The organism is Rahnella aquatilis CIP 78.65 = ATCC 33071, assembly GCF_000241955.1.
Lineage (GTDB): Bacteria > Pseudomonadota > Gammaproteobacteria > Enterobacterales > Enterobacteriaceae > Rahnella > Rahnella aquatilis.
Genome location: NC_016818.1, coordinates 3,478,075 through 3,499,107, shown reverse-complemented (window position 1 = coordinate 3,499,107; position 21,033 = coordinate 3,478,075). Strand labels below are relative to the sequence as shown.

Annotated in this window: 19 protein-coding genes and 1 tRNA gene; 13 read left to right on the top strand and 7 right to left on the bottom strand. The window is 49.7% G+C overall.

Going from position 1 to position 21,033, the window contains the following annotated elements; translation table 11 throughout:
• The first annotated feature begins 40 nt into the window (after positions 1-40).
• From RAHAQ2_RS15865 to RAHAQ2_RS24670, 3 genes are all read left to right on the top strand, one after another.
• Positions 41-325 (top strand): winged helix-turn-helix domain-containing protein, encoded by a 285-nt coding sequence (locus tag RAHAQ2_RS15865; RefSeq protein ID WP_193785526.1) that lies wholly within the window; start codon positions 41-43, stop codon positions 323-325.
• Between the two features lie 73 nt (positions 326-398).
• Positions 399-989, top strand: a complete 591-nt coding sequence (gene nudK / locus RAHAQ2_RS15860) for a GDP-mannose pyrophosphatase NudK (protein WP_015698196.1) — start codon at positions 399-401, stop codon at positions 987-989.
• 582 nt (positions 990-1,571) lie between these two features.
• Positions 1,572-4,607: an autotransporter outer membrane beta-barrel domain-containing protein gene (locus tag RAHAQ2_RS24670; RefSeq protein ID WP_015698195.1), complete on the top strand. Its 3,036-nt coding sequence runs from the start codon at positions 1,572-1,574 to the stop codon at positions 4,605-4,607.
• Positions 4,608-4,715: 108 nt separating this feature from the next.
• Here RAHAQ2_RS24670 and RAHAQ2_RS15850 read toward each other — a convergent pair whose 3' ends face one another.
• A complete protein-coding gene (locus tag RAHAQ2_RS15850; protein WP_015698194.1) occupies positions 4,716-5,891 on the bottom strand; it encodes a hypothetical protein in 1,176 nt (391 codons plus the stop codon).
• Positions 5,892-6,146: 255 nt separating this feature from the next.
• Here RAHAQ2_RS15850 and RAHAQ2_RS15845 point away from each other — a divergent pair, with 255 nt between their 5' ends.
• Positions 6,147-7,214: a DUF1176 domain-containing protein gene (locus RAHAQ2_RS15845; RefSeq protein ID WP_015698193.1), complete on the top strand. Its 1,068-nt coding sequence runs from the start codon at positions 6,147-6,149 to the stop codon at positions 7,212-7,214.
• A 98-nt stretch (positions 7,215-7,312) separates the two neighbouring features.
• Here RAHAQ2_RS15845 and ybcJ read toward each other — a convergent pair whose 3' ends face one another.
• Together ybcJ and folD are read right to left on the bottom strand one after the other, a co-directional pair.
• The gene (gene ybcJ / locus RAHAQ2_RS15840; RefSeq protein WP_013576535.1) at positions 7,313-7,531 is read right to left on the bottom strand and encodes a ribosome-associated protein YbcJ; all 219 of its coding nucleotides are present in this window, start codon (positions 7,529-7,531) and stop codon (positions 7,313-7,315) included.
• A gap of 31 nt (positions 7,532-7,562) precedes the next feature.
• Positions 7,563-8,435 carry a bifunctional methylenetetrahydrofolate dehydrogenase/methenyltetrahydrofolate cyclohydrolase FolD gene (folD, locus tag RAHAQ2_RS15835; RefSeq protein WP_015698191.1) on the bottom strand — a complete coding sequence of 291 codons (873 nt, stop codon included), beginning with the start codon at positions 8,433-8,435 and terminating at the stop codon, positions 7,563-7,565.
• A 145-nt stretch (positions 8,436-8,580) separates the two neighbouring features.
• On the opposite strand from folD, the gene RAHAQ2_RS15830 reads away from it, so the two are divergent.
• Together RAHAQ2_RS15830 and RAHAQ2_RS15825 are read left to right on the top strand one after the other, a co-directional pair.
• A complete protein-coding gene (locus RAHAQ2_RS15830) occupies positions 8,581-8,766 on the top strand; it encodes a hypothetical protein (RefSeq protein ID WP_081875973.1) in 186 nt (61 codons plus the stop codon).
• Positions 8,767-8,841: 75 nt separating this feature from the next.
• Positions 8,842-8,918, top strand: a tRNA-Arg gene (locus tag RAHAQ2_RS15825).
• A gap of 166 nt (positions 8,919-9,084) precedes the next feature.
• On the opposite strand, the gene RAHAQ2_RS15820 is transcribed toward RAHAQ2_RS15825, so the two are convergent.
• Together RAHAQ2_RS15820 and RAHAQ2_RS15815 are read right to left on the bottom strand one after the other, a co-directional pair.
• Complete coding sequence (locus RAHAQ2_RS15820; protein WP_015698190.1) at positions 9,085-10,050, bottom strand: acyltransferase family protein; 966 nt, start codon at positions 10,048-10,050, stop codon at positions 9,085-9,087.
• A 964-nt stretch (positions 10,051-11,014) separates the two neighbouring features.
• Positions 11,015-11,728 carry a DUF2461 domain-containing protein gene (locus tag RAHAQ2_RS15815; RefSeq protein WP_015698189.1) on the bottom strand — a complete coding sequence of 238 codons (714 nt, stop codon included), beginning with the start codon at positions 11,726-11,728 and terminating at the stop codon, positions 11,015-11,017.
• 595 nt (positions 11,729-12,323) lie between these two features.
• Here RAHAQ2_RS15815 and RAHAQ2_RS15810 point away from each other — a divergent pair.
• Positions 12,324-13,766: a sugar porter family MFS transporter gene (locus tag RAHAQ2_RS15810; RefSeq protein ID WP_274378174.1), complete on the top strand. Its 1,443-nt coding sequence runs from the start codon at positions 12,324-12,326 to the stop codon at positions 13,764-13,766.
• Between the two features lie 48 nt (positions 13,767-13,814).
• On the top strand, positions 13,815-14,369 hold the full coding sequence (locus RAHAQ2_RS15805) for a sugar O-acetyltransferase (protein WP_015698187.1): 555 nt from the start codon (positions 13,815-13,817) through the stop codon (positions 14,367-14,369).
• 186 nt (positions 14,370-14,555) lie between these two features.
• Here the strand turns inward: RAHAQ2_RS15805 and RAHAQ2_RS15800 are convergent, their stop codons facing one another.
• On the bottom strand, positions 14,556-15,449 hold the full coding sequence (locus RAHAQ2_RS15800; protein ID WP_015698186.1) for a LysR family transcriptional regulator: 894 nt from the start codon (positions 15,447-15,449) through the stop codon (positions 14,556-14,558).
• A 183-nt stretch (positions 15,450-15,632) separates the two neighbouring features.
• Here RAHAQ2_RS15800 and RAHAQ2_RS15795 point away from each other — a divergent pair, with 183 nt between their 5' ends.
• The 4 genes from RAHAQ2_RS15795 to RAHAQ2_RS15780 all read left to right on the top strand — a co-directional run bounded on the left by RAHAQ2_RS15795 (position 15,633) and on the right by RAHAQ2_RS15780 (position 18,311).
• On the top strand, positions 15,633-16,028 hold the full coding sequence (locus tag RAHAQ2_RS15795; protein ID WP_037040077.1) for a (R)-mandelonitrile lyase: 396 nt from the start codon (positions 15,633-15,635) through the stop codon (positions 16,026-16,028).
• Positions 16,029-16,299: 271 nt separating this feature from the next.
• A complete protein-coding gene (locus RAHAQ2_RS15790; protein ID WP_015698184.1) occupies positions 16,300-17,376 on the top strand; it encodes a diguanylate cyclase domain-containing protein in 1,077 nt (358 codons plus the stop codon).
• 26 nt (positions 17,377-17,402) lie between these two features.
• On the top strand, positions 17,403-17,756 hold the full coding sequence (locus RAHAQ2_RS15785) for a hypothetical protein (protein ID WP_015698183.1): 354 nt from the start codon (positions 17,403-17,405) through the stop codon (positions 17,754-17,756).
• Positions 17,757-17,789: 33 nt separating this feature from the next.
• Positions 17,790-18,311, top strand: coding sequence for a cupin domain-containing protein (locus tag RAHAQ2_RS15780; protein ID WP_015698182.1), 522 nt, complete (start codon positions 17,790-17,792; stop codon positions 18,309-18,311).
• Positions 18,312-18,350: 39 nt separating this feature from the next.
• Here the strand turns inward: RAHAQ2_RS15780 and RAHAQ2_RS15775 are convergent, their stop codons facing one another.
• Complete coding sequence (locus RAHAQ2_RS15775; RefSeq protein ID WP_015698181.1) at positions 18,351-18,596, bottom strand: hypothetical protein; 246 nt, start codon at positions 18,594-18,596, stop codon at positions 18,351-18,353.
• A 302-nt stretch (positions 18,597-18,898) separates the two neighbouring features.
• On the opposite strand from RAHAQ2_RS15775, the gene RAHAQ2_RS15770 reads away from it, so the two are divergent.
• Positions 18,899-21,019: a prolyl oligopeptidase family serine peptidase gene (locus RAHAQ2_RS15770; protein WP_015698180.1), complete on the top strand. Its 2,121-nt coding sequence runs from the start codon at positions 18,899-18,901 to the stop codon at positions 21,017-21,019.
• Positions 21,020-21,033 lie beyond the last annotated feature (14 nt).

Here is a 21,033-nt window from a genome sequence, read left to right as displayed (position 1 = left end):
CACGCATTCGTATGCCCACACTGGAGTCGTTCAGATGAGTTTGATGTTAAATTCGGTTTTTGCCCGTCGTCTCTACCTTTGCTGGTTACTGGACACTGAACAAAAGCCTAACGTACCGAAACTGATGGAAATCACCGGCTGGCCGCGCCGCACCTTGCAGGACGTACTGAAAGCGCTGCCGGGCATGGGCGTCGAGCTGGAATTTGTGCAGCAGGGGGTACGCAACAATGACGGGTATTATCAGCTTTCAGGCTGGGGGCCGCTGGATGCAAAGTGGATTGAACGCCATCGCCAGCAACTGCTTAATGCCATTGAGCACGGCTGAATCTGGCGTGCGTGGTGTAATGCCGCTATGATGTCTGGCTTCTCTCACCCCCCTCTGAGCGGAGGCACGCTTTATGTCATCTCATGACACGTCATCCCGGATTGAAAATGTCCAGAACCAGTTACTCTCTGATAACTGGTATGTTCTTCGCAAATACACCTACGATTTAATCAAATGTAATGGCGAACGCCAGCCGCAATCCCGTGAAGTGTATGACCGGGGGAACGGCGCGACTATCCTGCTTTATAACCGTCCTAAAAAAACCGTTCTGCTGATCAGACAGTTCCGTATGCCGACTTATGTTAATGGCAACCCGACCGGTATGTTGCTGGAAACCTGCGCCGGTTTGCTCGACAACGATTCGCCGGAAGATTGCATCCGTAAAGAAGCTATCGAAGAAACCGGTTTTGCGGTGGGCAAGGTAGATAAACTGTTTGAAGCCTATATGTCGCCGGGCAGCGTGACCGAAATCGTGCATTTTTTCGCAGCGGAATACGACGAGTCGCAGCGTCAGAACGCCGGTGGTGGCGTGGAAGACGAAGACATTGATGTGCTGGAGGTGCCGTTCACCGAGGCGCTGGCGATGATCAAAGATGGCCGCATCAGAGATGGCAAAACCATCATGCTGCTGCAATATGCGCAGATTCAGGGCTGGCTGGCATAATCGTTTTATTGGATTACATAAATAAGCGGATTTAAAGGATCCTCTGCACTTTACAAACAGGCTCAAACATTATTTGAGTCTGTTTGCTTCTTCTGTACATCATAACCTTATCTTTTTTGTTTCATAATATTAATCCTACCTGATTGGTCTTATTGTAAAATATGGGTCAAGTCATGACTTGTGTTTATTTATTCTATATCAATATTTTGGGTGATTCTCTTCATTTTTCTGAAGTGTGTCAGATGTAAATATAGGTTAAGTGCTGGATTTAATTGCTTTATTTGTATATTAAATTACTTAATTCATAATTCATCGTGCTTAATTGTGTGTTTCTTTTTGACTTTAAATTATTGTTTTTAAAAGTTGATTAAAATAATTGATCGTTCAGATCATTTTTATTTGTTTTCGAAATGAGTGTTAAGACATTAGTTTTCTCGGCTGAATATTGACGTATTCCATTAATGTAATTCATCAGTAAATTGTTATTTTCTTCGTTGCATTAATTGGGTTGCGGACTCCCATTATGTACTGATGATTTTATATTAAACACGCTTAGTCTCCTGGAAAATAAAGGACTTATTAATGAAAACTCTCACGATGAGAAATCTCTCTCTTTGCATCAGTATGGCCCTGGCATCGCCAGCGGTATTTTCTGCACCTTTAGACACGCCTCAACCAACGTGTCCGAAAGAAATATCGAAATTAAGCGAAGCGCAAAAAAAAGCGTTGCCAGATTCGTGTAAAACCCGCGGGCTGACCGATACCCAATGGTGGATGATTGGCGGTGCGGCCACTGCGGTGGTGGCAGGTATTGCTATCGCGGCAGGTGGCGGTGGTGGCGGCGGCGGTGATGACCATTCAGGTGGCAATACACCGGTTCCGCCAGATGATGGTGGTGATACGCCGGTTCCGCCGGATGACGGTGGTGATACACCGGTTCCGCCGGATGACGGTGGTGATGACGTGCCGGTCTCGCAGACTACCACTTACCCTAATGGTTTATCTATTACCATGGTGCCAGGTGCGGATACCGCAACATTTAGCTTTAACGGGCAAACCTTCAGCGGCAAAAAACAGTCTGATACCTTATGGTCACTGACCGATAAAGACGGAAAAGTGGTCTATGTCTCGTCTTTGGATCAGGCGACCGGCGCTTTAACAGGCTTCAGTATTTCTGATCGCAGAACCTGGTTGCTGGACGGAACCGAGCCGCTGGGCGTGGCGTCCTGGACATCGGATTATTCAACGGCGTTTAGTGGTGATAGTTTACCGGGTGGTAACTCAATAAATAACGAAGTGGTTCTCAATGGTGAAGCGTCACAACCATTATTGGTAGAACATGTCGCTGGCTCAGAAAAATTTTCCATTGATGTAAGTAACACTGACAATGGCAATGTCGGGGGGAAACTGCGGGTCGAGGCCAATGCAACGTTTTTAAATTCAGCAGATATGTTGTTGATGTCAATCTCGTTAAATGCAAACGACATTTCCGATGCCATTCGTATAGATGATGGTACTTTTATTAATAATACGTCAGCGTCGGTAGAATTCAACGGTTCCACCTCAGCATATACTTCATCCATCATTGGTCTGGGAAATGCAGCCATTTATAATCTGGGCTCGATGAGCACGGCCGCTATGAGTGATCTTGGCAAGCCCCAAAGTATGTTTTACCTTGGCAGTGACAGCGCAGAAGACACGCTGACGTGGGTGAATGGGACCAGCGGAACCATAATGGGTACGGGCTCGGCGTCGGTATTATCAGATATGTCGGATGCCACAGTTTATAACGATACTGTCGCACCAGGCACGGTGTATGATCAGGGGACTATTGAGGCCACCAATAATGGCTCAATTTATTATGCTTCAGTCAATGCCTTTACCTCTGGTGGTTCTGCAACAGATGCCATTTCGTTAGGTAACAGCGCGAATAACACCAGCACATTTACCAATAACGGCACCCTGACCGTGACCGGTGATGGCGCAACGGCGATGAAAGGGCAAAATAACACCACGCTTATCAATAACGGTACCATCAATCTGGGCGACCAGGAACAAACGGTGGACGAGAACGGTACCGGGCTGGTGGCCTTTAAAGCCTATGGCGATAATGTGACGGCGGTCAACCAGGGCACCATCAATGTGAATGCCAATGATTCCTATATCTTTGACCGCAACGGCACCAGTGCACATCTGGTCAATACCGGTAACGTTACCGTCGCTGATGGTGTAACCAACTGGACGATGGTCAAAGATGAAGCTCCATCAGTGGTGGATACCACGACGGTTTATTACAGCACGGTGAGCAATTATACCGTGGGCACCACCGCCAGTGGCCAGGCCGGAACGATGAGCATCAGCCATGCGCAACTGGATGATGTGACCGTTGATACCGGTTTCACTGCCGGTACCGATGCGAAAACTGAAACCTTCGATAATGTCTTTGTAGGCGAAGATATTCAGGGCACGGAAAACGTTAAGTCCACCAGCGTGGTGTGGAATGCCGACGCCCAGACAGACGAAAGCGGTAATGTTGACGTCACCATGACCAAAAACAACTATCAGGAAGTCGTAAAAGATGACGCTGGTGTGCAGGATATGGCGGCAACGCTGGAAGACAACTACACCAACAACGCCTTATACAACAGCCTTAACCTGAGTTCTGCTGCTGAAGTGGACAACGCCATGCGCCAGCTTTCAGGTGCTAACGCCACCTCAGCCTTTAAAGAAGCCCGTGTGTTAAGTCAGCGCTTCAACATGCTGGCTGACAATGCTGTCGTGATGCCTTCCGGTTTTGGTTTTAACCTGGTGGACAAAAACGACAAGCGTGCTGAGCTGGGTAATGATACCCGTTATGACATGATGGCGCTGAGCCAGAGCTTTGACCTGAGTGCAGGCCAGAAAGTGCAAATGCAATACGGTATTGCGCGTCTGGATGGCAACGGCATCGACGGCAAACAGAAAGCCGGTGACAACGGTTTAACCGGAGGCTACAGCCAGTTCTTCGGGCTGAACCATAATGTCGATATGGGTAACGGTCTGATGCTGACCAACGCCCTGCGTTACGATGTGCACCAGCTTGAAAGCAACCGTAGCGTTAACTACACGGGTGTTAACCAGTTAGCGGATTCAGATAACAGCCAGCAATATATGGAATGGCGCAGCCAGTTCAGTAAAGGCTTTGAAGTAGCGGAAGGGTTAAACCTGACGCCGAGTGCGGGTCTGAAACTGCGCCATACGGCCAACGACGGTTACAGCGAGCACGGTGCGGGTGACTTCAACCTGACCATGGATGCAAGTGAAGAAACGGCGGTAGATGCACTGATCGGTCTGAAACTGAAATATGCGGGATCTAACGGCCTGGCGGTGAATGCCCTGGTCGAAGGTGGCCCGAATATCAGCTACAACCAGTCTGCGCAAAAAGCCTCATTGCAGGGTGCCGGGAATGCCAGCTTTAAAGTGGCCAGCGATCAGCAAGGCGGCGGTATCAATGGCATGGCTTCTCTGGGCGTAAGCTATCACGGTAAAGCCGGTCAGCTGGCGTTTGATGCCTACCAGTGGAAAGAAGACAGCGTGAGCGATAAAGGTATTTTAATGAACTACAAATACGCTTTCTAATCTGCTGATACAGTTCTTTATTTTCTGAACAAAGCGACCTTCTGGTCGCTTTTTTTATCTCTGTTCAGAATATCTCAGAATATCAACGCGCCACGTACACTGCGGGTTTCAGTGTTCCAGCTTTATTGCGGTACTGCCCGCGTGGCCTTTCATGGCAGACCATGGCAGCACTGACCATTCCGGGCCTTCGCACGAACGCATAACGCGGGCAAAGGTCGGATCAAAATACAGCCCTTTTGGCGTGAAATACCAGGCCGGGAACTGCCAGACCGACGGGTCTGAATAATCGCAATCGTCTTCGCTTTCTTCCGTCGGCTTTTTCATCTGTTGCGGATAAGCCACGGTCAGTTGTTTCACCAGCCACGGCGCCCATTTTTTATCGCGGTACTGCGCGAAGGTATCGAAATCCACATCGTTCTTACCGGTGAGGGCGCGATCTTCAGCATTCAGATAGTGGAACGGTGCGCCATCACCCACCCAGACCACATCTTCCAGTGTCAGCGTTTCTGCGGTTTTTGCGTTAAGATTGATCGGTGCTTCGCCGAAATCCGGATGCGCGCCACCGCAATCATAAGACGTAAACACACTGATACTGACCACCTCGTCACTCATGTATTCAGGTGTCACCGTCTGCTGATATTCTCCCTGACCAAAACGGCTCGCACCGAGCATACAGGCATGCCAGCCGCTGACTTCCTGCCATAAACGGGCGCGCAGCTTCTGGTTAATGGCCGGTAAACTGGCTTCCGGATAGCCGGAAACAATCTCAAAGAAGCTGATTTTCGATTGGGGTTCAGACCACCATTGCAACTGATAGCCCATGAAGTTTTCATTTTTACCTGCTTTCAGTTGCAGCGCGGATAAACGCAAATATTCATACGGATCGGTGTGCAGCAGCGAACTGAGATAGCCGTCATCAGGGGCCGCTGCCGGTAACTGAGCGGGTTGTAGCTTAACCGGCAGCGTTTTGCCCTGCGGGTTGGTCCAGTTGCCTTGCCAGCCACCGTTTTCATCTTTGGTCAACGTCAGTTCAGGGCGCGGTGTATCGTCGAAATCATCCAGACCTTCCTGTAATTTCAGTTCCTGACCATCCAGCGCACCGTTGAGCGGCAGATCCAGACGGTATTTTTGATAGAAATACCGGCCGGTGACTTCGTCAGGTTTATTTAAATCGAGTTCGACGACGATGCTGGTTTTACCCAGCGTGCCGGCGTACACCACCGGTGGCTCTTCAGCCAGCGCAGGCAGTGATAACAGCGTTATCATCAAAATCAATAACTTCATCCGTATCTCCCAGAGAAATGATCTTCATCCTTTTCGCCATTATTGTTTGTTTTTGGCTCAGCCAGTGTACTGAAAGTTTCCCTGCGTCACCATTACGGCTTCTCGTATGTCATGAAAAATTATTGTCTGCCGCAAACTCTGCGGACGGAGTATCTCTTTATAATGTCGAATAAAAAATGCTGCATTGAGGGCAGTCTCCTGACGAGGGTTACGCTATTATCAGAAAGATAATTTCGAACAGAGCTGAAACTCATAATGTGTAAATGGATAACCGCCCCTTTATGCCTGCTGGCCACGATGCTGGCTTTTAGCGCGCAGGCTGAGCCGTTGCAGGCTATTTATAACGACTGGCAGGTCAGCTGTGACAACCTGAATCACTGCGCCGCGCGCAATTCGCAGGACGGGCAGGAGCTGGTCATGAAAATCACCCGCGAAGCGGGGCCGGAAGGAAAATCCTCGGTCAGCATTGATTATCAGCGTAACAGTGATGAGCAGATGGCGGATGCGCCGGTGGCCAACCGTTTGCAGATGAACGGCAAAACACTCAGTTTTAATCATCGCGAATGGGATATCAGTAAAAAACATCTTTCCACCACTAACCGTCTGGTGGTGAATGAATTTATTGCCGCTATCCGCGAAGGCAGCAGCATTCAGCTGGCAGTGAAAGCCGATCCGGCTCAGTCCGTCAGGCCGGTCATCTCCCTGAAAGGCATAAAGGCCGCGCTGCTGGCGATTGATGCGCAGCAGGGACGTGTTGGCACCAAAACTGCCTGGATTAATCGTGGCGTAAAACCGGCGAGTACCGTGCCGCCTGTTCCGGCCATGCCGGTTTTACCGCATTTTAGCGAACCGCATGCATTATCCGAAACCGAGATGTCGGCCATCACGCAAAATGCTGCCACCACCATTGAGAATAATGATTGCAGCCTCGATCCTTCCGAACGCGAAGTGCATATTTTCGCCCTGAGCAACGACAAAGCCCTGATGACCGTCAACTGCGACATGGGCGCGTATAACCTCTATGCGCTGGGTTTCCTGGTTTCGCGACAGGCACCTTATAAAATGGAAAATCTGGCGCTGAATATGCCGTTTAAACTGGGCGAGGAGGATGAATCGCCGGAGCTTATCAACGCTGATTTCGACCCGAAAACCGGTATGCTCTCGACTTACGATAAAGGGCGCGGCATTGGTGACTGTGGCGTCTCTTCGCGCTGGGTGTTTGATGGCAAACAGTTCCGGCTGGCGGCATTTGCCTCTGAGCCCAGTTGCGACGGTTACAGCAGCGGCGGCGAATGGCCGGTACTGTGGGTGACGCAGCCATAATTTGTGCTCAGCCTGTGGCCCTGTCTGTAAATAAAAAATGCCCTGTGAGCTTTTGCTTGCAGGGCATTTTCTTTTGCGGGGCAATGTCGCCGGAAAGATTATTCGGACGCTTTCACCACGACTTTGTTGCTGGCGAACTCAACGTTCATATCGGCAACGATTTTGCAGCGCTTACGGGTTTCGACTTTACCGTTGACCTTAACCTGGCCTTCAGCAATCACTGCTTTTGCAGTACCGCCGCTGTCACACCAGCCCATAAATTTGAGCAGATCGCACAGTTCAACGTGCGGGTGTTTTTCGAGAAAGAAAGTTTCCATGTGTTCCTGACTTTTGTGTAATGCAAAGGGTTTAAGGCTTACCGGCGCTGATGTCATGATATTCCTCGCACGCCTGCAAGGTATTTTGAATCAGCGTCGCGACCGTCATCGGGCCTACGCCGCCCGGCACCGGTGTGATAAAGGAAGCCCGCTCAGCGGCGGCATCATATTCCACATCGCCGACAACTTTACCACTTTCCAGACGGTTAATACCGACATCAATGACAATCGCGCCCGGTTTAATCCATTCGCCGGGAATAAAGCCCGGTTTACCCACAGCGACAATCACCAGATCGGCATTCTCAACATGATGGCGCAGATTTTTGGTGAAACGGTGCGTGACGGTGGTGGTGCAACCGGCCAGCAGTAATTCCATGCTCATCGGACGGCCCACGATGTTGGAGGCACCGATAACGACAGCATTCAGCCCGAAGGTATCAATGCCGTAACGTTCCAGCAGCGTCACGATGCCGCGCGGCGTACACGGGCGCAGCGTGGGAGCACGCTGACACAGACGGCCGACGTTATACGGATGGAAGCCATCGACGTCTTTATCCGGATGAATACGTTCCAGCACTTTAATGTTATCGATACCGGCAGGCAGCGGAAGCTGAACCAGAATGCCATCGATTTCGCTGTCGTTATTGAGTTTTTCGATCAGATCCAGCAACTCACCTTCAGTGGTGGTGGCCGGGAGATCGTAAGAGCGGGAGATGAACCCGACCTCTTCACAAGAACGGCGTTTGCTGGCGACATAAATCTGTGACGCCGGGTTTTCACCGACCAGCACCACGGCCAGGCCGGGGGCGCGTTTTCCTTGGGCCAGTCGTTGTTGAACACGCGCTGCAACTTCGCTTCTGACTTGCTGCGCAATCGTTTTACCGTCAATAATCTTTGCTGCCATCAGGGAATAAATCCATCAATTAATAAATGCAGGGGGATGCGCCTATTTTGTCAGAAGCGGCGGGCGCTGTCAGGCGTTGAATGCGAATAACTTGTTATCTGCGGATGAGAATTTAACCTGAGACAGTGGCGGGGAAATTGATACCGTGCGTATGAAACGTGTCGTGGGCGAAGTTTTCGGCGTTGATCCGAAAAGCGTCACGGGATATGTGATGGGCGAACACGGCGAATCACAGTTTGTTGCCTGGAGCACCGTCACACCCGGCGGACGTCCGGTGGCTGAACTGGCAGGCGATCGTGAATCTGCAAATTGTTCAGGCATTAAGCAGTGAGTTCGAAAGCCATTGACTCATCCCGGTCTGCCCGTATAATCCGAACCCGCAACGCTCCCGAAAGGGACAAGCAATGCGCCCTTAGCTCAGTTGGATAGAGCAACGGCCTTCTAAGCCGTAGGTCACAGGTTCGAGCCCTGTAGGGCGTACCATTTCAAATCAAGCAGTTAGCTGTCCGTCGTTCCCGCCGAAATTAGCGAGCGGGACAGATTGGGGACAGTAACCCTCAAAATAGCGTCTGTCTGCTTTGCATGCTCCGTTAAATGAAGTATTAAGCTGAAACCGCCCCGGCGCGTTGAAGCGGTTCCCTCGAATAAATTACGCCACAGATTTACTTTCTTTATAAATTAAAACTTTTAATCTGCTAATGACATACGAAACTAAAAGTGACATCACTGCTGTGAAAAGAAAAATCCAAAGTTCACTCTTAAAAATGAATACTGCAATGCTCAGATGTATAAACTGATGAGTGTACATTATCATCATGGATTCTCTTCCTGCAAAAATAACTAAAGGGTTCCGGGCAAATCGAAAAGATGATACGCGAGATATCAGCGTGATTATACCCAGCGACACAAGCAGGCTAAAAAATGGCAATCCATAATCAGAAGACTTCATATTAAATTTCATTATATCTGGATGGACGATTGTCACATATATACCCACTGCAGATATTGCTAAAGGAAATATGATATTGACATTTTTTTTCCATTGTCGGGCTATCAGTCCACAATACATGACAGGAACGGCATAAAAAACCACCCCTATGTTCAAAGGTAATGGCATATTTACAAACTTACCCACAATGTATGAGATGCACAATGATATGAAAACAATGGCTATGATGACTTTTTGTTCCATGTGTAAAACAAGTATATTCAGAATCTGTTGACTAATAAAAAATACTGTAATAAACCAAAATACGCCCAACCATCCAGTAAGATATTCTCCTCCATATATACTCATTGCTATTATTTTTATAATGACATATGCGTTTATATCATTGTTTATAACTCGTGAAGCTATCATTGCTATTGTGAATAAAAGTAAGAACAGGACATAGGGAACTAATAGTTTTTTTGCCTTTGAGAATAAGTACGTCTTCGCTGCTCTTGGTTTGAATAAATATCCGCCTATGAAGAAAAACAGAGGCATATGGAAAAGATAGATTATTTCAGAAGGCAATCCTGTAAAAACATGACCGGCTATAACCGATAGAATGCCCAGTCCTTTAGCGCAATCAACCCAATCTGTTGATTGCAAGTCATTTTGTTGTTTAAGCATAGATTCTATCCTTACCCTGTGCGAGTGATTTACCTGCGTTATCATTGCGATTTCGTGTTTAAAGCAAGAATATGTTAACAAAAACAATATCCCTATAACTTTTTTACCTGTGCGCCTTAACAATTAGAATGTCTTATAATTGTGCTGAATGTATGAACAGATTTTATGCGTGCGGGGGGCAGCAAGGCATTGGGGTACAATGTTGTTTACCGTGGAAAGACTTGTGGCCGGATAGAGCCGGGCAAACATTTCCGCATTCCCGCAACCTTCATCGAATGTTAATACTTATTGATGGCAGAGTGATCGCTGTCTTTTGTCAAAAAAGGGCCTCTGTCAGGCAGACTTTCGTCAGTGCTAAATGGTGCGCGGGCCTGGCAGACGCTGTGACCTGTTATCAGCTAAAACCCCTTTTGATGTGAATTCAGAGACGACTGTTAATTTTTCTAATGGAAAAATTTTTCCTGGGATCTTCAGCTACTCTACGGGGGTTTTTTAAGGCCGTTTGGAGGTTTTATGGAGATTTTGAATCCAGTTTTTGAAGAAGCGTGCAGGATGGTAGGTGAATGTTGCTTTATGCTTGCTCAGAATGGGGAAGAGATAAGTCGCTCTAGAATTGCCAGTCGTTTAGAGCGTGTTCAACAATCAGCTGTGACAATAACAGGTAAGCCTAATGATGCATTGTGTCAGGCGATAGAAGGTCTTAGAGAGTAGTCGGTGACAGGCACCCATGCCTGGCCCGGTAGCCGGGTTAAAATGATTAAAACATCACAGCCCTGAGTGCCACAGCATGAATACTGTCAGGGGAAAGGGATTTAGCAAACCGGCCAGCGCATTCAACCACGAGGCCTCTGGCCGGTTGCTGTCATGACAGTGAAAATATAATTTTGGCTTTTTCAGGTGTCAAGAATACATCGCTCTTCACATCGCACTTCACCGGGCAGGGGAACCCGCCGTCTCGTCTGCTTCAGAAATCCAGCTCAAGTGCAAAACACAGGTAAGCCATCAACGGCGCGCAATGTCTGAACTGCGCGGCGCAAAAATCGATGACATCTGGCCTGCACAGATCCTCAAAGGCGATGTGTTTAAGCGCGATAAAATCTTTGCGTTTTAATTCAGCTAACAGCGGGTGGTTTTTGTCGAAGCCTCTGGGCGGACGACTCAGACTGTCGCCATCCATCACAAACCCGTTATCGTGCAATGTCTTGAGCGCTTTCTGATAGGCATTCGGGTTCTCATCAATACAGGCGCGAATCGCGTTTAACGCTTTTGATTCCGGATGCCAGATCCCTGCCGCAATAAAACAACCGTCTTCGGCGATGTGCAGATAGAGGCCGGGCGCGTGCACATCTTTGCCCTGAAAATGACGAAACTGAATGCCGACATTGGTTTTATACGGCGTTTTATCTTTGCTGAACCGGCTGTCGCGCTGCGGGCGCATCAGGCTGCCCCCCACTTTTTTCGCGACGGCAGTCAGTCTCGGAGAAATGGCAATAATCTCTGGCTGCATTTGCTCGATAAAGCGCAGTGCAGGCGTTCTCAACGTATTTTCGTATTCATCCTGATTAGCCTTAAACCAGTCGCGGGAGTTGTTTTGTGCGAGTTTATTCAGAAATTGCAGACCGGCCGGACTAAAAATTGTTCCTGCCGCAACCGTCTTTCCAGGTGTCTGAGTCGTCATTATCAATGAACCTTTCTTACTGCTAATGGGAGAATCAGGGTAAATCCTGACGCCTGAACCCATTCAGTGCAAACTGAAAAGTAAAAAATTTTCATGATTAAACGATGTGGGGAGCAGGGCGCTCTCAAGCCCGCCAGATGAGTTCGACGGGCCTTTTTCATGTCAGAGACCTGTCAGTTAATCGCGGCAGTTACTTTTCCCGCTTTCCCTAACCTGTCATTCGCCCGTTCACTCAGCTCAAACAATACGGGTAATAAATGTGCGGTCGCCTTCAGATAGGCGCTGACCTGCGGGATACCTTCCGGCTGCGGATTTTGCCGCAGCGGGGAAACTTTATTCCTGCTGCCGGAACAAAGAAACAGGCTGGATGCATTTACAGGGAGTTGTATTCAGATTTGGAAGATGTCTCGCAAGGATCGGTTCTGCCTGACTTTTATTCCCCTGCACCATATCGCCGCCATCTTCTCCCCAGTGATCCCGATCACAGAAAGTCCGGTGCAGCACGATTGTGTATATATGTGCCTTTCCTGCTCTCACCCCACCGGGCACTTGTGCTTATCGTAATGGCTGAATGATTTTTTTCTGATGTCCGTTGCTGTATTCCCCCTTTCCGGAGAAAAAAATGTCGTCATCTGATGTGGTTAAACTGACTGAAAGTTCGCTCAAAAACACCAAAGTGATGAACCTGTTTGTGTCTTTTGCGGCGGCGATGGCGGGGCTGTTATTCGGCCTCGATATTGGTGTGATTTCTGGTGCGCTTCCCTTTATTACCGAGCATTTTGTGCTGAGCAGTCGTCAGCAGGAATGGGTTGTCAGCATCATGATGCTTGGCGCGGCGTTCGGTGCACTGGCCAATGGCTGGCTCTCTTTCCGGCTGGGACGCAAATACAGCCTGATGGCGGCGGCACTGCTGTTTATTCTCGGTTCCCTTGGCTCGGCTTTCGCTTCCAGCGTCGAAATTCTGATGATGTCGCGCCTGATCCTCGGCTTTGCTGTCGGCATTGCCTCCTACACCGCGCCGTTGTATCTGTCTGAAATGGCGTCAGAAACCATTCGCGGCAAGATGATTGCCATGTATCAGCTGATGGTGACGCTCGGCATTTTGCTGGCCTTCCTTTCCGATACCGCCTTCAGCAGCAGCGGTGACTGGCGCGCGATGCTGGGCGTGCTGGCTATCCCGGCGTTTGTGCTGATGATTGCGGTGTGTTTTTTACCAAACAGCCCGCGCTGGCTGGCGGCCAAAGGACAGCATATTGAGGCCGAGCGTGTGCTGAGAATGCTGCGCGATACCTCGGAAAAAGCCCGCCAGGAACTGAATGAAATCCGTGAAAGTCTTAAACTGAAACAGGGCGGATGGGAATTGTTTAAAGCCAACAGCAACGTGCGCCGCGCCGTCGGTTTAGGCATGTTGTTGCAGGCAATGCAGCAGTTTACCGGCATGAATATCATCATGTATTACGCGCCGAAGATTTTTAACCTAGCGGGATTTACCAGTACACGCCAGCAGATGATCGCCACCATTATTGTTGGGCTGACGTTCGTGCTTGCGACGTTTATTGCCATCGGCATGGTCGATAAGGCCGGACGCAAACCGGCACTGAAAATTGGCTTTAGCGTGATTGCGCTCGGCACGCTGGTGCTGGGATATTGCCTTCAGCAGTTCAATCAGGGCACGGCCGGTGCAGCACTTTCCTGGCTGTCGGTCGGTATGACCATGATGTGCATTGCCGGTTACGCCATGAGTGCTGCACCGGTGGTGTGGATCCTGTGTTCTGAAATACAGCCGCTGAAAAGTCGTGATTTTGGTATCACCTGTTCGACGACCACCAACTGGATTTCGAACATGATTATCGGCGCTACTTTCCTGACGCTTATGGACAATATCGGTGCGGCAGGGACATTCTGGCTGTACACCGCGCTGAACGTGGTGTTTGTGGTGATCACTTTTATCCTGATACCGGAAACGAAAAACGTCACGCTGGAGCAAATTGAAAGAAATCTCATGTCCGGGAAAAAACTGCGCGATATCGGGCAGTAAATATCCCGGCCATTCATTGCGGATGTGAACATTGTCAGGGAGCAGTTGATGCGCGATTTACTTAAAATGACGGGCGGGCTGGATTACCATATTAATGATGACGAATTACGTGAAATTCGTTATCAGACCCGCGATAAAGTGGACGCATTTAATGCGCTCGGCGCCCGTCAGACGGCGGAGAAAGATGCCCTGATCAGGGAAATATTTGGGGAAGTGGGCAGCAATGTCCATTTTGAAAAAGGTATGCGCATTGACTACGGCATAAATACCCGGATCGGGAATAATGTATTCATCAATTTTAATTTTGTATTACTCGACTGCGCGCCGGTTACAATAGGGAATAACGTTTTTATCGGCCCTGACGTGCAAATTTATACCGCGCAGCATCCGCTGGATATTGATTTACGTCGCGAACATATTGGCAGCGCCCGGCCGGTGAGGCTGGGTAACGATGTGTGGGTTGGCGGCGGATGCGTGATATTGCCCGGCGTGACCCTCGGCGATGGCTGCACGATTGGCGCCGGAAGTGTCGTCACGCGACCCGTGCCGGCGGGCGTTGTCGCCTGTGGAAATCCCTGCCGGGTGGTACGCAAGCTGACGTAATTTATACCTGACAGTCTTTCAGACATAAAAAAGCCCGCTCCAGGCGGGCTGCAAATGCAAAAAGTACAATATTTCTTAAAGTGCGGACAGGATGAGACACAACTTAAATAAAATCAATTAATTATCTTCATGAAATAAGTATCAACACTCTTTTCGTGTGTTTTGATTAAATAATGATCGGTGCGACTAATTTTTATATCGCAGCGCATCAAGCAGCAAGGCAAACGCTGTGGTGTGCTGTTTTCTGCTTGGATAATACAGATAATAACCGGGGAAGGGCTCGCACCACTCTTGCAGAACCCGGATTAATTTTCCGCTGGCAATTTCCGATGCCACGGAATCTTCCGGCACATAGGCCAGTCCAAAGCCATGAACCGCCGCATCAATTCTTTGACGCAAGCTATTGAAGGTTAATTGTCCGTCAACGCGGACTTTTAATTCGCGGCCATCTTTACCGAATTCCCAGGCATAAATGCCGCCCATGGTTGGCAAACGCATATTAATACAGCAGTGAGTTTGTAATTCCTGCGGGGTTGCGGGAATACCCTGTTTATCAAAATAAGCCGGAGAACCGACAACGGCCATGCTCATTTCCGGTCCGATGCGCAGGGCAACCATGTCTTTGGCAACCTGTTCACCGAGGCGGATCCCGGCGTCAAACCGGCCGGTAACAATATCGGTCAGCGCATTATCGAGAATAATTTCGATATTTATATCACGATAGTCAGCGAGAAATTTTTTCAATACCGGCCAGAGAATGGAATCTACCGCATGCTCACCGGCGGTAATACGGATATTGCCCGCCGGACGTTCGCGCATTTCGCTTAATGCTTCCAGCTCAGATTCAATTTCCGCAAAGCGCGGGCCGAGACTGGCGAGCATTTTTTCACCGGCTTCAGTCGGGGCGACACTGCGGGTTGTCCGGGTCAGCAAACGCAGTTCCAGCCTCTCTTCCAGACTGCGGATGGCATGGCTGAGCGCAGATTGTGACACGCCCAGTTTGGCCGCCGCTTTAGTAAAGCTGCGTTCTCTCGCCACGACGAGGAAAGAAATTAAATCGTTGAAATTTTCTTTTAACATATCGCGTAAGATCTTTTTGTTGAGTTGTCATTATTATAACGTCAGCAACCAATTTATGAATTTATCTCATAGCTCCTTTCATATTTTGCCCTCTGGTCGCCATAAACGAACGGCGCTATTGTTTATCACATGACGAACTTTCCGGCAGCCTTTGCCGAAGCGGAGAATGAAATGACTGATAAAATGAAAATTACCAAAAGTGGTTCCGTACCTTCACAAAACGGCCCGGAAAATTACTTCACCGGTAAGGTGCGCATCGACTCGCCGTTCAGCGGCACTGAATCCGCCCGTGTCGGCGGCGCGACAGTGACCTTTGAACCGGGCGCACGCACCGCCTGGCACACCCATCCGCTGGGCCAGACGCTGATCATCACGCAAGGCCGTGGCTGGTTGCAGGAAGAGGGCGGCGAAATCCGCGACATGAATATCGGCGATATCGTATGGATCCCGCAGGGTATCAAACACTGGCATGGCGCTACGCCCGAGAATGCCATGACACACATTGCGATTGCTGAATCCCTGAATGGCAGCCCGGTTGAGTGGATGGAAAAGGTGACTGACGCTCAGTACGGTAAGTAATTGCCCGTCCCCGTAGAATGTATAAAACCTTTGCGCCAAAGGTGGTGTAAAAGCCGCCTTTTTTTCGGCAATATTATGAATGCATAAAATCAATACGTTATTTCTGCTTTTGTGAATTTTTATCCTAAATTCTCTGGTTAACGATTAACCTGTCTTATTTAACCCTAAAAAACCCCGTTGTTCGGCGCATTAAAATCACCGCTTTCAGTAGCTCTGAGATAAGTAACTCGACTAATATAAATAAAACACTAACTCAAGAGCCGTTTCCCGTATGCCATATTATTCTTCAGGTGAAAGTCTCGTCCGTGAGCGCTCAGGGCGCTTCTTACGGCGAATGTACTTAATGAGGATGCTTGGCACTTTTCTCTGCTTTTTTCCTGTGTTTTCTGTTCTTCTTGAACGTCATGCTTCCTGGATCCCCATCAGCCTGCTGGCGCTGAATGCCTTTGTCTGGCCGCATGTCGCCATGCTGATTGCGCATCGCTCCCGTCATCCTAATCAGGCGGAATTCAGAAACCTGGCATTTGATGCCATCGCGGGGGGAGCCTGGGTGGCGCTGATGGGCGTTTGTCCGCTGCCCTCGGCCATTATTACGGCTATTCTCATCGCTGACCGCTTTTCCGCCGGTGGCTGGCAATTGCTGCGCCGCGCCGCGCTGTTTTATTGCGCCGGTTTTATCGTGTGCTGGCCGTTGTCGGGAATGACGTTTTATTTCACCGTCACCGACAGGACGTTATGGCTGACGTTGCCGCTTTCCACGCTTTATATTATTGCTTTCAGTGCAGCGAATTATTCCATTTCCAGAAAGCTGCGGGATAAACAACACGAGCTGGAAAAAGCCGCCCTGATGGATCCTTTTCTTGGTTTGCCTAACCGGCGGTTACTCGACCGGCGGCTGATGCTGGAGTTTGAACGCGCAAAACATGATTTATCCTGCCTGATGGTACTGGGCGTCGATGATCTGAAAATGGTGAATGATTTGTTCGGGCGTGAAGCGGGGGATTATGTGCTGCGCTCGGTATCAGCGATTTTACGGCAGGAAACCGGGCAAAACGATTTTCCGGCTATTCTGGGGGGCGATGAATTTGTGGTGATCCTGCCGGGCGTTTCCGAAGAAGAAGCGTATGCCGTGGGGTACCGGTTATTGCTGAAAACCTCAGAAATCCGTTTATCGCAGGATTCCGGTTTTCAGTGTTCGCTGAGTATCGGCGTGGCGATATCCCGCAATCATGATGATTATAACCAGTGGCTGGCGGCTGCCGAACGGGCATTGGTGAATGTGAAACACAATGGCAAGAATAGTATTGGCAGTGTGAGCAGGACGGATGCTTCTGCTCAGCTACACTAATAACGTTAACGTTTTCGGGATGAGTCATGAAAAATATCACCATAATATGGGTTGCCGCGGCCGTCGTCGCGGGTTTGCTGGCAGGCTGTTCCTCTATCGATAAACCGGTTGGCGATGCAACCTATCGCCCGGCCAATTTTGATCCTTCGTTTACGCAGGGTGAAGCGAGTTACACGACGTCCGTCTTTTCAATCCTTGAGCGTCAGCGTCGTGCGGATACCTACAAAAAGATCTTCGATTTTTGTACCGGCAAATTCCAGACGCTGGGTGAAAGCAACGACGGTGAGAAGGTTCATATAAGATTTGCCTGTTTGCCGAAACATATTACGCAGACGCAAAGCCCATACTCCATGCAGCAGACATCAACGGCATTGTACTAAAATTGATTATCGGCAATGTTATCCGGAGATTTTATGAGCAAGGGAAGACCTGACTTTATCCGACACTGGACCGAGCTCGAAGGTCCTGACGACGGCAATTATCCCGGTGATGATGAACTGATGTCGATTGGCGCACCGCTCGGCAGAGCGCTTGGCCTGACGAAAATTGGTATTCATCACGAACGTTTGTTACCGGGGCGTCGTACCTGTTTCGCCCACGCGGAAAGTGCAGAAGATGAGTTTGTGTACGTGCTGGAAGGGCATCCTGACGCCTGGATTAATGGCCATCTGCACCCGCTGAAACCGGGCGATGCCGTGGCATTTCCGCACGGTACCGGTATCTGTCATACCTTCATTAACAACAGCGATGAGGAAGTGCGTCTTCTGGTTGTCGGCGAGGCCAATAAGCCGGAAAATCGCATTTATTATCCGCTGAATCAGGAATATGAAGCGACGCGCAAAGACCGCTGGCGGGACGTGCCGGAGCAGCAATTGGGCGATCACGACGGCCTGTCGGACAGGCGACGTGAACAAAAGAAAAAGCCGGTCAGTTGAATGCCGGCTTTTCTATTGCGGACATGCGTTTAAACACATTTACTGAATGGAAAGCGATTGCCAGCGTTTCTGACAATACGGCATCATTCGGTGAATTTTCAGGCTCTGTGCCTGATGACGGTTCAGTGAATAGCCCTCCGGCGTAATCTCTAACGTGTCGCCGGTTTGCAGCTTAAAATCATTATCTACGGACAAAATCAGCTTCAGGTTTTTAAAAGCCTGAATGCAGATATACTTCAGCCCGGTCTGCGGAATATTCAGGATGTCTATGATTTTCCATTCCATGTACTCACTCCTTTTCGGTTACTGCCTGATTTTTCGTTTCCCTTTTCTACCTCAGTTCCCTGTCATTTTTTGTCATCACAAAGTAATGATTTCTTTATAGGCGTTCCTGTTATTTCAATGCTTGAGGTGACTCACAAAAAAGGAGGGCAGAAACACATGCAGATCGCAGAATGGATTTTTTAAGAAAAAAAATCACGATTTTCGGAAGGTTATTCCGAAACTGACAGAAACTTAAAAGACTTGAAATCACCGCCACAAAACGGGTATTTCTGAACTCTTTATATTTTTCAGGGCTGAATATTATGACAACCGATCCCCTCTCCCCCCCGCAGGATGATTTCATCTGGCTCGAAGGTTTACGCAATGAAAAAGCGCTGGAATGGGCGCGTGAGCAAAACGCCATCACGCTGGCCGCGTTTACTCAGGGCAAAGATTTCGATCCGCTGCGGGAGAAAGTACTGGAAGGTCTGAACTCGCCGGATCACATCCCTGGTGTGTGGAAATGCGGCAACGACTGGTACAACTTCTGGCAGGACGCTCAGAACCCGAAGGGCATTTTGCGCAAGACCACGCTGGATGAATTCCGCAAAGCCGAACCGCAGTGGCAAACCGTGCTGGATATTGATGCGCTGGGTAAAGCTGAAGGGAAAGAATGGGTATATCACGGTTTCTGGAATTTAAAACCGGACTTCGGACGCGCGCTTTTAGTGCTGTCGCCAGACGGCGGTGATGCCTCTGAAGTCCGTGAGTTTGATTTAATCACCCGGGATTTTGTGCCGGACGGTTTTTATTTACCTGTCGCGAAAAGCCGCATCAGCTGGATTGACCGCGACCATGTGTTTGTCGCCACCGATTTTGGTGAAGGTTCGATGACCGATTCGGGTTATCCGCGCATCGTCAAAATCTGGCAGCGTGGTACGCCACTTTGCGAAGCGGTCACCGTGTTCAGCGCCGAAAAGACAGACATGATGGCCGCGGGTTATCGCGATGCCCTCAAAGGGTTTGAGCACAACTATGTGGTGCGTGTCACCGACTTCTATCACCGTGAAGTGTTCCTGCTGGATGCCGATAAAAACTTAGTCAAAATCGACGTGCCGGCGGATGCCAAATTCAGCACCTGGCGGGAGTGGATCCTGATCCAACCTTCCAGCGAATGGGAGGTAAACGGCGAAAGCTGGCCGTCCGGTTCGTTGCTGACCATGAATTTTGACGCTTTTATGGCGGGTGAACGAACGCTGAAACCGCTGTTTATGCCGGGTGCGCATTCTTCTCTCAGCGGTGTCACGGCTACCCGTGATCAGCTCAACGGCTATTCCTATACCCGAGATCATATCATCCTCAGCATTACGCGCGATGTCGTCAACCGGCTTGAAGTGCTGACGCCAAAAGACGGCGGCTGGCAACGTGAGCCGTTCGGCAAAGTGCCGGAACTGAGCAAAATCAATGCGTGGGGCGTGGATGATGAGACCAATGAATATTTCATGAGCGTCAGCGGTTTCCTGCAACCAGCCAGTCTGTCGCTTGGAAATCTGGATAACGGTGCAAACGTTGCAGCCGAACTGCTGAAACAAGATCCGTCGCATTTCGACGCCACCCGTTATCAGGTCAGCCAGCATTTCGCGACGTCCGACGACGGTACCCGCGTACCGTATTTTGTCATCTCGTCCAAAGACGTGGCGTATGACGGCAGAAATCCGACGCTGCTGTATGGCTACGGCGGTTTCGAAGTTTCACTTGAGCCGTATTATCTTGGCGTCAGTGGCGTGGCGTGGCTGGATCGCGGCGGCGTGTTTGTGGTGGCGAATATACGCGGTGGGGGTGAATACGGGCCGGAATGGCATAAAGCCGCGCTGAAAGAAAAACGTCTGCGCGCGTATGAAGATTTCTCGTCCGTGGCGAAGGCGCTGATTGCCAGCAAAATCACTTCACCCGCCCATCTGGCGGCGCAAGGCGGCAGCAACGGCGGCTTGCTGGTTGGCAATATGCTGACGCGCTACCCGGAATTATTCGGGGCCATCGTGTGTGAAGTGGCGCTGCTGGATATGTACCGGTACACGCAAATCTCGGCTGGCGCTTCGTGGATTGCTGAATACGGCGACCCGCAGAAACCGGAAGAATGGGCGTTTATCCGCGAATTTTCGCCGTATCACAATATCGATCCGACAAAAAAATACCCGCCGGTATTCTTCTCAACGGCGACCAGCGATGACCGCGTCGGGCCTGACCATGCCCGTAAAATGGCAGCGAAAATGCAGGCGCTGGGTATCCCGCAGGTCTATTTTTACGAGAATACGGACGGTGGTCACAGCGCTGCGGCTGACAAAAAACAGTCCGCGTTTAAACGCGTGATGGTGAGCGAATTCCTGCTGCATTTTATTGGCCGCGACAACGTCAGTACCGGCAGTGATAAAGTCAGCGGCTGAAATTGCCTGCGACC

Bases quoted from the DNA above. Each gene is read 5' to 3' on its own strand.
- nudK (WP_015698196.1), top strand. From the start codon at position 399: ATGTCATCTCATGACACGTCATCCCGGATTGAAAATGTCCAGAACCAG.
- RAHAQ2_RS24670 (WP_015698195.1), top strand. From the start codon at position 1,572: ATGAAAACTCTCACGATGAGAAATCTCTCTCTTTGCATCAGTATGGCC.
- RAHAQ2_RS15850 (WP_015698194.1), bottom strand. From the start codon at position 5,891: ATGAAGTTATTGATTTTGATGATAACGCTGTTATCACTGCCTGCGCTG.
- RAHAQ2_RS15845 (WP_015698193.1), top strand. From the start codon at position 6,147: ATGTGTAAATGGATAACCGCCCCTTTATGCCTGCTGGCCACGATGCTG.
- ybcJ (WP_013576535.1), bottom strand. From the start codon at position 7,531: ATGGAAACTTTCTTTCTCGAAAAACACCCGCACGTTGAACTGTGCGAT.
- folD (WP_015698191.1), bottom strand. From the start codon at position 8,435: ATGGCAGCAAAGATTATTGACGGTAAAACGATTGCGCAGCAAGTCAGA.
- RAHAQ2_RS15820 (WP_015698190.1), bottom strand. From the start codon at position 10,050: ATGCTTAAACAACAAAATGACTTGCAATCAACAGATTGGGTTGATTGC.
- RAHAQ2_RS15815 (WP_015698189.1), bottom strand. From the start codon at position 11,728: ATGACGACTCAGACACCTGGAAAGACGGTTGCGGCAGGAACAATTTTT.
- RAHAQ2_RS15805 (WP_015698187.1), top strand. From the start codon at position 13,815: ATGCGCGATTTACTTAAAATGACGGGCGGGCTGGATTACCATATTAAT.
- RAHAQ2_RS15800 (WP_015698186.1), bottom strand. From the start codon at position 15,449: ATGTTAAAAGAAAATTTCAACGATTTAATTTCTTTCCTCGTCGTGGCG.
- RAHAQ2_RS15795 (WP_037040077.1), top strand. From the start codon at position 15,633: ATGAAAATTACCAAAAGTGGTTCCGTACCTTCACAAAACGGCCCGGAA.
- RAHAQ2_RS15790 (WP_015698184.1), top strand. From the start codon at position 16,300: ATGCCATATTATTCTTCAGGTGAAAGTCTCGTCCGTGAGCGCTCAGGG.
- RAHAQ2_RS15785 (WP_015698183.1), top strand. From the start codon at position 17,403: ATGAAAAATATCACCATAATATGGGTTGCCGCGGCCGTCGTCGCGGGT.
- RAHAQ2_RS15780 (WP_015698182.1), top strand. From the start codon at position 17,790: ATGAGCAAGGGAAGACCTGACTTTATCCGACACTGGACCGAGCTCGAA.
- RAHAQ2_RS15775 (WP_015698181.1), bottom strand. From the start codon at position 18,596: ATGGAATGGAAAATCATAGACATCCTGAATATTCCGCAGACCGGGCTG.
- RAHAQ2_RS15770 (WP_015698180.1), top strand. From the start codon at position 18,899: ATGACAACCGATCCCCTCTCCCCCCCGCAGGATGATTTCATCTGGCTC.